The sequence below is a fragment of the Pseudomonas algeriensis genome (assembly GCF_048847255.1).
Taxonomy (GTDB): Bacteria; Pseudomonadota; Gammaproteobacteria; order Pseudomonadales; family Pseudomonadaceae; genus Aquipseudomonas.
This window is the reverse complement of the sequence record NZ_JBKKRK010000008.1, coordinates 74,761-89,771: the sequence shown is the minus strand read 5'-3', so window position 1 is coordinate 89,771 and position 15,011 is coordinate 74,761. Positions and strand designations below refer to the sequence as shown.

Genomic DNA, 15,011 nt, shown 5'->3' with positions numbered 1-15,011 from the left:
TTCCTCGAAAACACCCCGCCCCCTGTAGGAGCGAGCCTGCTCGCGACGGCGGCAGCACATCCAACATCTTTGTTCCAGGCGATCGCTTTCGCGAGCAAGCTCGCTCCAACAGGTTTTGCATTCGAGCGTTTTTTGCAGGCATGAAAAAGGGGCTCACAAGAGCCCCTTCGTTTCACTGCCCTACATCTTTACTGACCCGGGACATCCTTGCGCAGTTTCACCGGATCCTGTTGCTTGCGCTTGCGAGCAATCGCTGTGCGCATCTTGATGTTGATCGCTTCCACCGCCAGCGAGAACGCCATGGCGAAGTAGACGTAGCCCTTGGGCACGTGCACGTCGAACGATTCGGCGATCAGCACGGTACCGACCACCAGCAGGAACGACAGCGCCAGCATCTTCAGCGACGGGTGCTTGTCGATGAACGTGCTGATGGTGCCCGAAGCCAGCATCATCACCAGGACGGCAACGATGATCGCCGCCACCATGACCGGTACATGGGAAACCATGCCCACGGCGGTGATGACCGAGTCCAGGGAGAACACGATGTCGATGATTGCGATCTGGATGATGGTGTAGATGAAGTTGCCACCCTTGACCGACGGCTCATCGCTGCTTTCTTCCTCGCCTTCCAGCGCGTGGTACATCTCCTGGGAGCTTTTCCACAGCAGGAACAAGCCACCGAAGAACAGGATCAGGTCACGACCGGAGATGCCCTGGCCGAATACTTCGAACAGATCGGCGGTCAGGCGCATGACCCAGGTGATCGACAGCAGCAACAGGATCCGCGTGATCATCGCCAGCGCCAAGCCGAAAATCCGGGTGCGCGCCTGCATGTGCTTGGGCATGCGGCTGACCAGGATCGAGATCATGATGATGTTATCGATGCCCAGGACAATTTCCAGGGCGGTCAGGGTAAAGAAGGCAACCCATATTTCCGGGTTGGTCAGCCATTCCATGTGAGTTCCTTTGAGCGAGTGTTAGGCCGCGCCGCGCCTTCGGTTGACCGATAGGGGCGACGCAGCGGGCATTGCTTTTATAGAGTGCTGAACAGCGGAAAAATCCCCATCAGCAAGGCGGCGAACATTATGCACAGGCAAACCAGTACTGCCCACTTCAAGGTGAAGCGCTGGTGATCGCCGAATTCGATACCGGCCAAGGCTACCAGCAGGTAAGTCGACGGAACCAGCGGGCTCAGCAGGTGGACGGGCTGGCCAACGATGGAGGCACGGGCCATCTCGACGCCAGTGATGCCGTAATGGCTGGCCGCTTCCGCCAGAACTGGTAACACCCCGTAATAAAATGCATCGTTCGACATGAAGAAAGTGAACGGCATGCTCACCAGCGCGGTGATGACCGCCAGGTACGGGCCGAGGAAGTCCGGGATGACCGCCAGCAGGCTCTTGGACATGGCGTCGACCATGCCGGTGCCGGACAGGATGCCGGTGAAGATCCCCGCCGCGAAAATCAGCCCGACCACCGCCAGGACGCTGCCGGCGTGGGCCGCGACGCGGTCCTTCTGCTGCTGCAGGCACGGGTAGTTGACGATCATCGCGATACTGAACGCCACCATGAACAGCACGGGCAGCGGCAACAGGCCGGCGATCAGGGTGCACATCAAGACCAGGGTCAGCGCGCCGTTGAACCAGATCAGCTTCGGACGGCGGGCGTCCGGGAACTGGGAAACGCTGATTTCGCTGTGGTCCATTTCGTCGCCCGCCAGGTGCAATTCACCCAGGCGCGCACGCTCGCGTTTGCCGTACATGTAGGCAATCGCCAGGATCGCCACGACGCCGGCCAACATGGCGGGAATCATCGGCACGAAGATGTCGGACGGATCCACATGCAGCGCACTGGCCGCCCGGGCGGTCGGGCCGCCCCAGGGGGTCATGTTCATCACGCCGCCGGCGAGGATGATCAGGCCAGCCATGATCCTTGGACTCATGCCGATGCGGCTGTAGAGCGGCAGCATCGCGGCCACGCAGATCATGTAAGTGGTCGCGCCGTCACCATCAAGGGAAACGACGAGCGCCAGAACGGCGGTACCGACCGAAACTTTCAACGGGTCGCCCTTGACCAGCTTGAGGATCTTGCGCACGGCCGGGTCGAACAGGCCGGAGTCGATCATCAGGGCGAAATAGAGAATCGCAAACATCAGCATCACCCCGGTAGGGGCGAGCTTGGTGATGCCTTCGAGCATCATCGGGCCGATCTTCGGTGCAAAACCGCCGAACAGGGCGAACAGGATCGGGATGATGATCAAGGCGATCAGCGCGGAAAGGCGCTTGGTCATGATCAGGAACATGAACGTGATGACCATGGCAAAGCCAAGGAAAGTCAGCATGGGAAATACTCCAGGCGTGGCGCGGCGGGCAAAGGCGAACCGGTCAGGTCAGCGCAGGATGCAAAGCACGGGGCGGACGGATGGAGTGGGCGCAACGGGATGGGTAGCAGCGGACATCAGAATCACCATTGTTGTTGTTAAAAAGGCCGCACGAGCATCAGCAAGCTCGTTGTAGGCCACCGGTCTGTTGCCGGTAGGTGAGGCGATCCTAATCGCGCAAGCTTTCAGCAGCCTTTCGCAGGCCGACCGTATGACCAACGCATGAAGTTACTTTGTGGCGAGGGGATTTATTCCCGTTGGACTGCGAAGCAGACCCAAAAGGGCAGACCGCATTCTTTTGAAATTTCGCAATGACAGGTTTCAGGGCCGCTCCGCGCCCAGCGGGAATAAATCCCCTCGCCACAAAAGCAATCAGCGTTTCACTTTGAAGGCTGAAAGATTCAAATACACGTGGGCGTGGTAGCCCTTGATCCGTTGCATCGGTCAATCCTTGATAAAGAGGCGAACCCTCTTGGTTTTCCGCGGGTCAGAGCCTTTACACGCGGGAAAAAAGGAACGCCAGCCATGAAAAACGCGGAAACCCCGGTTATCAAAGTGGTGCTTTATGGTGCCATGAGCAGCCTCGGCAGTGCGTTGATGGCTGAACTGCTGCGACGACAGCATGAAGTAATCGCCGTTCTGGATGACCTTACCGCCCTGGCCCCACGCCCGGGACTGCGGGCCAAGACCGGCGATCTGTTCGACCCGGAGCGGGTCAAGCAAAGCGTCGCCGGTGTCAGCGCCGTCGTATGCCTGTTGAACGCACCGGGATTGCCGATGAACAGCGAGCAGGTGGAGCGCACATTGATTCCCGGCCCGGTGGAGCAAGTCCTGGCGGTGGATGCGTTGATTGCCGGCATGCAAGCGGTGAACATTTCACGGTTGTTTTTGGTGGGTGACTTTGCGGTGCTCGACGAAGAACAAGCCGACGACGACTTGCAGCGCCATGCCGCCGAAGAAGTGCTTGATGCTCTGAAGAACAGCACGCTGCAGTGGACCCTGATCAACGCGCCCTATGCCGCGCCAGGCTTGGGCATCGAACACTTCAGCCAGGTCAGTACCAGCCTCGAGCCGGGCCTGGCCGAAACCCTGGAGCGGCTCAACCGCGTGGCCGTCGGCATCGCCGATGAGCTGCGCTTGAACCTGCATGTGGGCGAGCACGTCAGTTTTGTCACGGCCGTGTAGGCCTATCAAACGGCGATGGAAGGCAGCGGCAAGCCAGTGAGCGACTCGGCGCTGTTGGCCTGTTCTTCCATCAACCAATCCACGAACAACTTGATAAGAACACCGCGGCGCTTGCGCTGGGGCAAGACCACGTAATAACCCAGCCGGGACAGCACCGTTTGGGCGATCGGACGACACAACAATCCTTGGGCCAGCAAGTTATCCACAAGGTGTCGCCAGCCGATGGCGACGCCCTGGCCGCCAATCGCCGCCTGGATGAGCAGCGTGTAATTGTCGAAGCGCAACTGCCCGGGCGCTGGCGGCGAGTTGATGCCTAATTCGCGAAACACACCACTCCAGTCGAACCAGTTGCTGCTGTTGCCCGCGCGCAGGTGCAGCAACGGGAATTCCGCCAAGGCCTGGGCGGGCAAGGGCAGGGGACGTTCTCCGAGTAGCAGCGGACTGCACACGGGGAAAACTTCTTCGCTGAACAGCCAGCGACTTTCGCCTTGTTTGAAGCGACCATCGCCGAACAACACTGCAACGTCGATATCGGTACGGAGCATGTTGTGGTTGCGCTCGCTGGTCACCAGGCTCACATCTACCTGGGGATTGGCGGCGTGAAACCGATGCAGCCGAGGCATCAGCCAATAAGCGGCAAAGGCAAAGTCCGTCGCCACTTGCAGCACTTCGTGCTGGTGCTGGGCGGTGATCGCGTTCAGACCCGCATCGATGCTTTGCAAACCGGCCTGGACTTGCTCGAACAGCAGCGTGCCGGCTTCAGTCAGCTCGATGCCTCGATAGATGCGGTCAAACAGCCGCGTGCCCAGCTGTTCTTCCAACCGTTTGATCTGCTGGCTGATGGCCGGCTGCGTGGTGCCCAGCTCGATCGCGGCCGCGGTGAAGCTTTGCTGGCGAGCCGCTGATTCGAAGACACGGAACAGGTCCAGGGAGAGGTCGCCCAAGGCTTCATACATAAGCTGTGCTTATCCTAGTCATTGTCTCGCATGGGCTTTACCCCAAAACTCAGGGGCTACATGCTCAATCGCAGCACTATCGCATAACTGCCTACTATGGAATGCCGCGAATACATGAAGCGCAAGAACATTCTTTTCATCATGGCCGATCAAATGGCCGCGCCAATGTTGCCGATCTATGGTCCGTCGCCCATCAAGTTGCCGAACCTGTCCCGCCTGGCCGACCAGGGCGTGGTGTTCGATGCCGCGTATTGCAACAGTCCGTTGTGCGCGCCGTCACGCTTTACCCTGGTGAGCGGCCAGTTGCCAAGCAAGATTGGCGCCTACGACAACGCGGCGGATTTTCCAGGGGACGTTCCGACGTATGCCCACTACCTTCGCCGCCTCGGCTACCGCACGGCGTTGTCTGGCAAGATGCATTTTTGCGGACCGGACCAGCTGCACGGCTACGAAGAACGTCTGACCAGTGATATCTATCCTGCCGACTACGGCTGGGCCGTGAATTGGGATGAGCCGGATGTGCGGCCGAGCTGGTATCACAACATGTCATCGGTGTTGCAGGCCGGCCCGTGCGTGCGGACCAATCAGCTGGACTTCGATGAAGAGGTGGTGTTCAAGGCCCAGCAATACTTGTTCGACCACATCCGCGAGGACGGCGACCAGCCGTTTTGCCTAACGGTATCGATGACACACCCACACGATCCGTACACGATTCCCAAGGCATTTTGGGATTTGTATGACGACAACGAGATCCCACTGCCGCAAACCTCGGCGCAGGCTGAACTCGATCCGCATTCCCAGCGCCTGCTCAAGGTCTATGATCTTTGGGATAAGCCGCTGCCTGTGGATAAGATCCGCGATGCTCGTCGAGCGTATTTCGGCGCGTGCAGCTACATCGACAGCAATGTCGGCAAGTTGCTGCAAACCCTGGAGGACACCGGGCTGATCGACGACACCATCGTCGTCTTCTCCGGCGATCATGGGGATATGCTCGGCGAAAAGGGCCTGTGGTACAAAATGCACTGGTTCGAAATGGCCGCTCGGGTACCGTTGCTGATCAGTGCCCCGGGGCAGTTCGCCAATCGCCGTGTCGGTGCGGCTGTGTCCACCGCCGACCTGCTGCCGACCCTGGTTGAACTGGCCGGCGGTACGCTGGAGCCAGGTCTGCCACTGGACGGCCGTTCGCTGGTGCCGCATCTGCAAGGGCAGGGCGGACATGATGAGGTCTTCGGCGAATACATGGCTGAAGGCACGATCAGTCCGTTGATGATGATCCGTCGCGGCCAGTGGAAATTCATCTACAGCGAGGATGATCCATGCCTGCTGTTCGATCTACGCAACGATCCCAAGGAGCAGCAAGACCTCAGCCAATCGCCCGAACATCAGTCACTGTTCGCTGATTTTCTCGCCGAAGCGCGGGCCAAATGGGACATTCCGACGATTCATCAACAGGTACTCGCCAGCCAGCGACGTCGACGTTTCGTCGCCCATGCGCTGACCCTGGGCAAACTCAAGAGCTGGGATCACCAGCCGCTGGTGGACGCCAGCCAGCAGTACATGCGCAACCACATCGATCTGGACGATCTGGAGCGCAAGGCCCGTTATCCACAACCCTGCCAATAAACCAATAACGTAAGGGGAAGCACATGCAAAAGTTATCCACAGTACTGGCCGCCGGGCTGTTGGCGTTGAGCAGTGTTTCGGCGTGGGCCGAGCAAAGCTGCGAGACGGTCAAAATGGCTGACCCGGGCTGGAGCGACATCGCTGCGACCAACGCCATCACCGGTTTCCTGCTGGAAGGCATGGGTTACAAGCCCAAGGTCGATACGCTTGCCGTGCCGATTACGTTTGGCGGCCTGAAAGATGGTCAGGTCGATGTGTTCCTGGGTAACTGGATGCCGGCGCAGCAGGGCTTCTATGACAAATTCGTCGCTAACGGTGATGTTACGCAACTGGCCAAGAACCTTGATGGCACCGAATTCACCCTGGCGGTGCCCGATTATGTCTGGGACGCAGGCGTGCATAACTTTGCCGACCTGAACAAATTCGCGGACAAGTTCGACAAGAAGATCTACGGCATCGGGTCCGGTGCCCCGGCCAACCTTTCCCTGAAAGAAATCATCAAGACCAACGATTTCGGCATGGGCGAATGGAAGCTGGTGGAGTCCAGCGAACAGGCCATGTTGGCGGAAGTCTCCCGGGCGGTGAAAAAACAGAAGTTCGTGACCTTCCTCGGCTGGACCCCGCACCCGATGAACGTGCAACTGAAGATGCACTACCTCAAGGGCGGCGAGAAATATTTCGGCGACACCGGCAGCGTGTACACCTTGACGCGCAAAGGTTATGCACAGGCCTGCCCGAACGTTGGCAAACTGCTGACCAACCTGAGCTTCACCCAGGAAATGGAAAACAGCATCATGGCTGAGGTGGTGACCAAGAAAGTCAGCAACGCCGACGCGGCCAAGGCCTGGATCAAGGCCAATCCGGCGGTGCTGGATAAATGGCTGGATGGCGTGAAGACCGTTGACGGTAAGGACGCGCTGGCGGCGGTGAAGGCCAAGCTCTGACAGCTGCGCCGGGCTCTTGTGGCGAGGGAGCTTGCTCCCGCTCGGTCGCGCAGCGGCCGCAGAATCGGGCCTGCTGCGCAGTCCAGCGGGAGCAAGCTCCCTCGCCACGTTGGTTCACCTGATACTCTTGCGCCAAACCCCATTCTAGAGGCCCCATGGCAATCCCCACGCGCCATTCGCTGTTTCCATTCCTGAGCTGGCTACCCCGGCAGACGCGCGCCAGTGTCGGCCGTGACCTGGTTGTCGGCCTCAGCGGTGCGATCCTCGCGCTGCCGCAGTCCATTGCCTACGCCCTGATTGCCGGATTGCCACCCGAGTACGGACTGTACGCGGCGATCGTGCCGGTGCTGATCGCCTGCCTGTGGGGTTCGTCGTGGCATTTGATCTGCGGTCCTACGGCGGCGATCTCCATTGTCCTGTACGCCACGGTCAGTCCCCTGGCCGTTCCGGCAACCCAGGACTACATCACGCTGATCCTCTTGCTGACGGTCTTGGCGGGTATTTTCCAATGGCTGCTCGGGTTGTTGCGGTTCGGGGCGCTGGTCAATTTTGTCTCGCATTCGGTGGTGCTGGGTTTCACCTTGGGCGCAGCGGTGGTCATTGCCTTGGGGCAGCTGCCGAACCTGCTGGGCCTGGACCTGCCGAACGAAGCCACGGCGTTGAAAAGCTTGCTTATGTTGTTCAACCACATCGCAGCTGTGGATAAGCCTTCGCTGTTGTTGGGACTGGGCACCCTGGCGCTGGGCATTGTGCTCAAGCGCTTGCTGCCACGCTGGCCAAGCCTGTTGATAACTTTGGTCATCAGCAGCCTGGTGGTCTGGGTGTGGCCGGCGATGTTCGGGCATGTGGCGTTGGTTAGTGCCTTTGTCGGGCGCCTGCCGCCGTTCACACCGCTGCCGCTGGACCTGGAATTGATCTTGCGCCTGCTGCCCGGTGCCGTGGCGGTGGGCATGCTCGGGCTGGTGACCAGTCTGTCCATTGCCCGGTCGCTGTCGGTCCGCTCCGGGCAGTTGCTCGATGCGAATCAGGAGGTGAGGGCGCAGGGTCTTTCCAATATTGTTGGAGGATTTTTCGCAGGATCGTTATCAGCCGGTTCCTTCACTCGCTCGGGCCTCAGCTACGAGGCTGGCGCCTGCTCGCCCCTGGCCGGGATGTTTTCGGCATTGTGGGTAGCGCTGTTTGCCGTTGCCGGCGCGAAATTGATCGCGCACATTCCGATTCCCGCCATGGCCGGCAGCATCCTGCTGATCGCCTGGGGCCTGGTGGACCATCGCGGCATCCGGGCGTTGTACCGGGTGAGTCGCTCCGAATTCCTGGTCATGGGCCTGACCTGCCTGGCCACGCTGTTGCTGGAATTGCAAACCGCTATCTACGCCGGCGTACTCGCCTCGCTGTTTTTCTACCTCAAGCGCACCTCCCAGCCACGTGTGCACCATAGCCGCGAAGGCGAGGCGGACATCTTGCGGGTGGGCGGCTCGATCTTTTTCGGCGCCAGTCATTATTTGCAGGTGCGTTTGCAGCGTATGCAGGCGCAACGGGTGGTGATCGACGCCCAGCAGATCAACTTCATCGATTATTCGGGCGTGGAAATGCTCCATCAGGAAGCCCGGCGGCTGCGCGGCCAGGGGCGTAGCCTGACCTTGCGTGGAGCAAGGCCGCAGGTGGTGGAGGAGTTGTTGAAGTTGGAAGGATCGGACAAATGCCCGATCCACTTCGAGGGTTGAAGAGTGGAGGAGCTTATGGCGCATAGGTCTGTAGGTTTACACACCTGTGGCGAGGGGATTTATCCCCGCTGGGGCGCGAAGCGGCCCCGCTTTCTGGGGACTGCTTCGCAGTCCAGCGGGGATAAATCCCCTCGCCACAACAGCCTGAAGCCTACTGTGCGAGCTGGCGGCGTAGCTCGGCCAGCACCGGCGCCGTATCCGGGCGTACCCCGCGCCACAGGTAGAACGCTTCGCCCGCCTGCTCGGCCAGCATGCCCAGGCCGTCCATCGCCACCGCCGCGCCATGTTCTCGGGCCCAGCGGCAGAAGGATGTCGGCTCTTTGCTGTACATCATGTCGTAGCAGAACGTCTGGCCCGGCTCGATCAGGCTTGCGGCAATCGGCGGTACATCGCCCGTCAGGCTGGCGGACGTGGCGTTGATGACCAGGTCTACCGGCTCCTTCAACCAATCAAAACCACTGGCCGAGACCGGGCCCAGGTCGGCGAACAGCTCAGCCAGCAACTCGGCTTTTTCCACCGTCCGATTGGCGATGATCACCGACGCCGGTGCTTCGGCCAGCAGCGGTTCCAAGGCGCCGCGCACCGCACCGCCGGCGCCGAGCAAGAGGATGCGCTTGCCCTTGAGGCTGAAACCGGCGTTGACGGTCAGGTCCCGCACCAGCCCCGCACCGTCGGTGTTGTCGCCCAAGAGGCGGCCGTCGACCAGTTTGCTCAAGGTGTTGACCGCCCCGGCGCGCTGCGCCCGGTCGGTCAAGCTGTCAGCCAGGCGGAAGGCGTCTTCCTTGAACGGCACGGTGACGTTCGCCCCACGGCCCTCGCGGAAAAATTCCCGGGCGCAACCGGCAAAATCCTCCAAGGGTGCCAGCAACGTGCTGTAGTCCAGCACCTGCCCGGTCTGCTCGGCAAACAGGCGATGGATCATTGGCGACTTGCTGTGGCCGATCGGGTTACCCATTACAACGTAGCGGTCCATTGATAATCCCCGTTCAGACCGTGGCCAGCCAATCGCGATCCTGCAGGAAGTACTCGGTCAGGCGAGCCTCTTCGCTGCCCGGTTCGGCTTTCCAGTCATAACTCCAGCGGACCTGCGGCGGCAGGGACATCAGGATCGACTCGGTACGCCCGCCCGATTGCAGGCCAAACAGCGTGCCTCGGTCATAGACCAGGTTGAATTCCACGTAGCGTCCACGGCGGAACTCCTGGAATTCCCGCTGCTTGGCCGTGAACTTGTCATCCTTGCGACGTCGCACGATTGGCAGGTACGCATCGATGTAGGCATCGCCAATGGCGCGCATGAAGGCGAAGCTGGTGTCGAAGTCCCACTCGTTCAGGTCATCGAAGAACAGGCCGCCGATGCCCCGGGGCTCGTTGCGGTGCTTGATGTGGAAGTAGCTGTCGCACCAGGCCTTGTAGCGCGAATAGATATCCGGGCCGAACGGTTCGCAGGCTTGCTGGGCAATGCGGTGCCAATGCACGCAATCTTCTTCCACGCCGTAATAAGGCGTCAGGTCGAAGCCACCGCCAAACCACCAGACCGGCTCCTCGCCTTCCTTTTCGGCGATGAAAAAGCGCACGTTGGCGTGGGACGTCGGCACATGGGGGTTGTGGGGGTGGATAACCAGTGACACGCCCAGGGCTTCGAAGCCGCGCCCGGCCAGCTCAGGCCGGTGGGCACTGGCTGACGGTGGGAGACCGCTGCCGAAGACGTGGGAAAAGTTGACGCCGCCCTTTTCGATCACCGTGCCGTTTTCGATCACTCGCGTACGACCGCCACCTCCGGCTGGCCGGGTCCAGGCGTCCTCGACGAAGCGAGTGCCACCGTCCTCGGTTTCCAGTGCCGCGCAGATGCGGTCTTGCAGGTCCAGCAGATAGGCTTTCACGGCCTCGGTGCGAGTAGTCATGACATCACCTTGATCAGGGCTACGCTGCTCGGCGTACAAGGCCGCCGGCAAAATGGGCGCACAGGATAACACCGCATCCGCCCACACCACAGTTGACGTGGATCAAGCTTAGGAGTCCGATAGCAGGCTTGGTAAAAGTCACACAATAAGGAGAAAGTGAAGATGGCCAAACGCATCCAGTTCAGTTCCCACGGCGGCCCAGACGTACTTGAGTTCGTGGATTACCAGCCCGCCGAGCTCGCTCCGCAACAGGTCCGCGTGAGCAACAAGGCCATCGGCCTGAACTTCATCGACACCTATTACCGCAGTGGCCTTTATCCGCCACCGGCCTTGCCGTCGGGGCTCGGTGCGGAGGGCGCGGGTGTGGTCGAGGCCGTTGGTTCGGACGTCACGCGTTTCAAGGTCGGTGACCGCGTCGCCTACGGCAGTGGTCCGCTGGGGGCGTACAGCGATGTCCACGTATTGCCCGAGGCCAATCTGGTCCACTTGCCCGAGGCCATCAGCTTCGAACAGGCTGCCGGGGTAATGCTCAAGGGCCTGACCGTGCAATACCTGCTGCGTCAGACTTACGAGCTCAAGGGCGGCGAGACTGTTCTGTTCCACGCCGCCGCCGGTGGCGTGGGCTCCTTGGCCTGCCAATGGGCCAAGGCTTTGGGCGTAAAACTGATCGGCACTGTCAGCTCGGCGGAAAAAGCCGCCATCGCCAGATCCCATGGCGCCTGGGAAGTCATCGACTACAGCAAGGAAAACGTCGTACAGCGCGTGCTGGAATTGACTGACGGCAAGAAAGTCCCAGTGGTGTACGACGGGGTTGGCAAAGACACTTGGCTGACGTCGTTGGATTGCACGGCGCCGCGTGGCCTGGTGGTGAGCTTCGGCAATGCTTCTGGTGCGGTGGACGGCGTGAACCTGGGGATTCTCTCGGCCAAGGGCTCGCTGTACGTCACCCGCCCGACCCTGGCGACCTACGCCAACAATGCCGAAAACCTGCAGCGCATGGCCGATGAGCTGTTCGGGATGATCGCCAGTGGCAAGCTCAGCGTGGATATCAATCAGCGATTCCCGCTGGCTGACGCGTCCAAGGCGCATACCGAATTGTCGGCGCGGCGGACGACGGGGTCGACGATCCTCCTGCCCTGATCCAGTGGCCGCTAAAAAACCGGTGGGAGCGAGCTTGCTCGCGATAGCGGTGTATCAGTCAACATCTATGCTGACTGACCTGACGCCATCGCGAGCAAGCTCGCTCCCACAGTTGCTTTGTGGTGTTCATAAATACTGCGTGAACACAAAACCCTGTGGGAGCGAGCCTGCTCGCGAAAGCGGTGTATCAGCCAACATTGATGCTGGCTGACCTGACGCCTTCGCGAGCAGGCTCGCTCCCACAGTTGATTGTGTGCTGACAAAAAGTCAGTCCGGGCGCACCACCTTGCCCGTCGCCAAATCACGAATCACGCTCGGGTTCTTGCGCCCGCCCAGGTTACCGCCCAGCACCAGATCGAGCTGGCCGCGGAAATACTGTTCGACGCGGATGCGCGTGCGCGCCGCCGGCCGGCCTTGTGGGTTGGCCGACGTGGAGACCAGCGGGCCGATCAACGAGCACAAGTCACGGACGATAGGATGATCGCTGACCCGCAGCGCAACGGTGTCATGCACGCCGGTGATCCACTCCGGCAACAGATCCTGGTGCGGTACCAGCCAGGTATTCGGCCCTGGCCAGGTGCTGGCCATGCGGTCCATCCAGGTTTCGGGGAAGTCCTCGAACAGAAAGTCGAACTGGCGGATGTTGTCAGCCACCAGGATCAGTCCCTTGTCGGGCCGTCGAGACTTGATCGCCAGCAGACGCTCCACCGCATCCTCGTTCCACGGATCGCAACCCAGGCCCCAGACGGCTTCGGTTGGGTAGGCAATGACCGCCCCGGCGCGAATTTCTTGCGCGGCTTGTTGCACACGCCAACTGTTGACCATGAAAAGATTCTCCGCAACGCAATAAGGCTGTGCGCAGTTTACCGATCTTCCCCATAAAACCTAGCGAGCAAACCAGCGGCCGTGCTCGCAGATGGCCCGTCCGTCCATTTCCAGATCGGTCAGTGCCGCCAGGACCTTGGACAAGCCCCAGCCGCTGGCATCGGCCAACGCTTCACTGGTCTGCGGCGCGGCATGCAGCAGGCGCAACAGCGGGTGCGTCACCGGCACTGGCTCCGAGGCGAGGGGCAATCGCTGCCAACCACGCAACGCTTCGAGGATATGCTCGACGGTTTCCACCAGGGCCGCGCCATCACGGATCAACTGATGGCAACCCCGGGCGCCGGGATGATGGATCGACCCCGGAATGGCGTAGACCTCGCGGCCCTGTTCCGCCGCCAGCCGCGCGGTAATCAGCGAACCACTGGCGACACTGGCCTCGACCACCAGCACGCCGAGAGACAAGCCACTGATGATTCGGTTGCGGCGCGGAAAGTTGCTGGCGTGGGGCGCTGCGTCCAACGGAAACTCCGAGACCACCGCGCTGCCCTGGGCAATCATCGCCTCCGCCAACCGGCGATTGCGCTGTGGATAAAAATTTTCCAGGCCCGTGCCCAGCACGCCGACGGTCAGCCCGCCGACATCCAGCGCCGCTTGATGCGCGGCGGCGTCGATGCCCAGGGCTAGGCCGCTGGTGATGACAAAACCGGCGCCGGCCAGGCTTCGGGAAAACGCCGCCGCCGTGTCCATGCCCGGACGTGATGCCCGGCGACTGCCGACCATGGCCAGTTGCGGTTTTTCCAGGATCAAGGGGTCGCCAGCGACAAACAACAGCGGCGGCGGATCACTGATCTGTGCCAGCAGCGCAGGGTACTCAGGCTGGTCCCACATCAATAAATGCTGGGCCGGACCGTCTAGCCAGGCCAATGCGTGGGCGGCACCGTCGCGTATTTGCGGGGCGCGTCGGGCCTCGGCGCACGTGGCCGGCAACCCCAGCGCCCGCCATGCGCTGGCCGGTGCGCTGATGGCTTTGGACGCTGAGCCAAAAGCCTCCATCAGAGTCATGAAACGTTTAGGCCCCAGTTCCGGCAAGCGATGCAAGCGCAGACGGGCCTCTAGTTCCGCAGGCGGAACCGAAGCAGATTCAGGCAATGGCATGTGATCAATCCTTGATCGTTATAGCCCCGTTCAAGCGGGAACAAGCTGTGGATAACTCTGTTGGTAACTTGTGAGACACGTTACGGATTGCGCACCTTGTCGAGTATCGCCAGCGATCGCGAGGCGTACAGCACCAGGCCATAACTGAGTTTGTCGTAGGTGCGGAATACCATCAGCAGGCCGGCGCGTTCGTCCGGGATCTTCACCGGTGCACCGGTGATACGGTCACGCACGGTTTCGCCGGTCTTCATCACGGCCAGAACGTTGCCCTCAACCAGCCCGTCGCGCCGCCCCTTGTTCAGCGTCACCACGTCCATCGCGCCGATCTGCGTTACGCCACGGGGTACGTCGAGGATGAGCCCCTGGATGTCCGATTTCGGCGCGCTGGGCATGAAAGTCGAATTGATCGAGCGCTCTTCGCCGCTGAACAGGCGATCGCCCAGGCGTACCTCTTGCGTGGTCCGTCGCAGGGCCAGTGTCGTGACATCGCCTTCGGTGGCAACGATTTCACCGCTGCCGATGTCATCGGCATTGATGCCCAGAAACTCCTTGGTCTCGGGATCGGTGTAGACCTTACCCTGGCGGAAGATGCCATAGGCCGGCTGGCTCGTGTCGAAGTCGCCGCGGGCGAAGATCCGGTCGCCGGTGCCGCTGAGCACTCGTTCGGCGTCGCCTGCAACGACGTAGGGTGCCTTGTTGAAATCTTCCGCCGTGTCGACGATGCGGTTGCTCAGCAAAAAACTGTTAATGGCCTGCAGCGGGATGCTCGGGATCGCGTCAGCCACCGGTGAACTGCGAATGCGAGGCGACAGCTTGATGGTGCCGCGGGAGGCGCCGCGATCAAGGGTCAGCCGTGGCTGGCCGTTGACGTAGACCAGCGACAGGGTGTCGCCGGGGTAGATCAGGTTCGGGTTTTGCACCTGTGGGTTGGCCTGCCAGAGTTCGGGCCATTTCCAGGGCTCGCGCAGGTATTTGCCGGAAATGTCCCACAGCGTGTCCCCCTGGACCACGGTGTATTGCTGTGGAAAACCTTCCCGAAGTTGCACTTGCCCGTGCGCGATACCGGCCGAGGCCAGGAGCAGCAGGGCGAGTAGTGATTTCCTCATGCGGTGAATCCCTTTATTATGTGCGTTCGCGTAAAACGCCAGAGCCCCCGTGGCTCGCTACCTTGCGGAGCT

At 61.0% G+C, this 15,011-nt stretch carries 13 protein-coding genes; 5 read left to right on the top strand and 8 right to left on the bottom strand.

The features are described from left to right. Positions 1 to 188: 188 nt before the first annotated feature. Positions 189 to 956 (bottom strand): TerC family protein, encoded by a 768-nt coding sequence (locus ACLK1G_RS14255; RefSeq protein ID WP_420766007.1) that lies wholly within the window; start codon positions 954 to 956, stop codon positions 189 to 191. A gap of 77 nt (positions 957 to 1,033) precedes the next feature. Further along, on the bottom strand, positions 1,034 to 2,341 hold the full coding sequence (locus ACLK1G_RS14250; protein ID WP_039593443.1) for a CitMHS family transporter: 1,308 nt from the start codon (positions 2,339 to 2,341) through the stop codon (positions 1,034 to 1,036). Positions 2,342 to 2,905: 564 nt separating this feature from the next. Between ACLK1G_RS14250 and ACLK1G_RS14245 the strand changes: the two genes are divergently transcribed. Next, entirely contained in the window at positions 2,906 to 3,565 is a 660-nt protein-coding gene (locus ACLK1G_RS14245; RefSeq protein WP_420766006.1) for an NAD(P)-dependent oxidoreductase, read from the top strand. Positions 3,566 to 3,570: 5 nt separating this feature from the next. Here ACLK1G_RS14245 and ACLK1G_RS14240 read toward each other — a convergent pair whose 3' ends face one another. Further along, entirely contained in the window at positions 3,571 to 4,521 is a 951-nt protein-coding gene (locus ACLK1G_RS14240; protein ID WP_420766005.1) for a choline sulfate utilization transcriptional regulator, read from the bottom strand. 114 nt (positions 4,522 to 4,635) lie between these two features. Between ACLK1G_RS14240 and betC the strand changes: the two genes are divergently transcribed. The 3 genes from betC (at position 4,636) to ACLK1G_RS14225 (ending at position 8,812) form a co-directional block, all read left to right on the top strand. Further along, the gene (betC, locus tag ACLK1G_RS14235; protein ID WP_420766004.1) at positions 4,636 to 6,144 is read left to right on the top strand and encodes a choline-sulfatase; all 1,509 of its coding nucleotides are present in this window, start codon (positions 4,636 to 4,638) and stop codon (positions 6,142 to 6,144) included. Positions 6,145 to 6,167: 23 nt separating this feature from the next. Beyond that, the gene (gene choX, locus ACLK1G_RS14230) at positions 6,168 to 7,088 is read left to right on the top strand and encodes a choline ABC transporter substrate-binding protein (protein ID WP_420766003.1); all 921 of its coding nucleotides are present in this window, start codon (positions 6,168 to 6,170) and stop codon (positions 7,086 to 7,088) included. Positions 7,089 to 7,243: 155 nt separating this feature from the next. Continuing rightward, complete coding sequence (locus ACLK1G_RS14225) at positions 7,244 to 8,812, top strand: SulP family inorganic anion transporter (RefSeq protein ID WP_420766002.1); 1,569 nt, start codon at positions 7,244 to 7,246, stop codon at positions 8,810 to 8,812. Between the two features lie 151 nt (positions 8,813 to 8,963). On the opposite strand, the gene aroE is transcribed toward ACLK1G_RS14225, so the two are convergent. Beyond that, the gene (gene aroE / locus ACLK1G_RS14220; RefSeq protein WP_420766001.1) at positions 8,964 to 9,785 is read right to left on the bottom strand and encodes a shikimate dehydrogenase; all 822 of its coding nucleotides are present in this window, start codon (positions 9,783 to 9,785) and stop codon (positions 8,964 to 8,966) included. A gap of 13 nt (positions 9,786 to 9,798) precedes the next feature. Beyond that, entirely contained in the window at positions 9,799 to 10,713 is a 915-nt protein-coding gene (hemF, locus tag ACLK1G_RS14215; RefSeq protein WP_420766000.1) for an oxygen-dependent coproporphyrinogen oxidase, read from the bottom strand. Between the two features lie 162 nt (positions 10,714 to 10,875). On the opposite strand from hemF, the gene ACLK1G_RS14210 reads away from it, so the two are divergent. After that, on the top strand, positions 10,876 to 11,853 hold the full coding sequence (locus tag ACLK1G_RS14210; protein ID WP_420765999.1) for an NADPH:quinone reductase: 978 nt from the start codon (positions 10,876 to 10,878) through the stop codon (positions 11,851 to 11,853). A gap of 267 nt (positions 11,854 to 12,120) precedes the next feature. Here ACLK1G_RS14210 and tsaC read toward each other — a convergent pair whose 3' ends face one another. From tsaC to ACLK1G_RS14195, 3 genes are all read right to left on the bottom strand, one after another. Then, positions 12,121 to 12,678, bottom strand: a complete 558-nt coding sequence (gene tsaC / locus ACLK1G_RS14205) for an L-threonylcarbamoyladenylate synthase type 1 TsaC (protein WP_420765998.1) — start codon at positions 12,676 to 12,678, stop codon at positions 12,121 to 12,123. A gap of 60 nt (positions 12,679 to 12,738) precedes the next feature. Then, a complete protein-coding gene (gene dprA, locus ACLK1G_RS14200; protein WP_420765997.1) occupies positions 12,739 to 13,833 on the bottom strand; it encodes a DNA-processing protein DprA in 1,095 nt (364 codons plus the stop codon). Between the two features lie 80 nt (positions 13,834 to 13,913). Continuing rightward, complete coding sequence (locus ACLK1G_RS14195; RefSeq protein ID WP_420765996.1) at positions 13,914 to 14,939, bottom strand: LysM peptidoglycan-binding domain-containing protein; 1,026 nt, start codon at positions 14,937 to 14,939, stop codon at positions 13,914 to 13,916. Between the last annotated feature and the right edge of the window lie 72 nt (positions 14,940 to 15,011).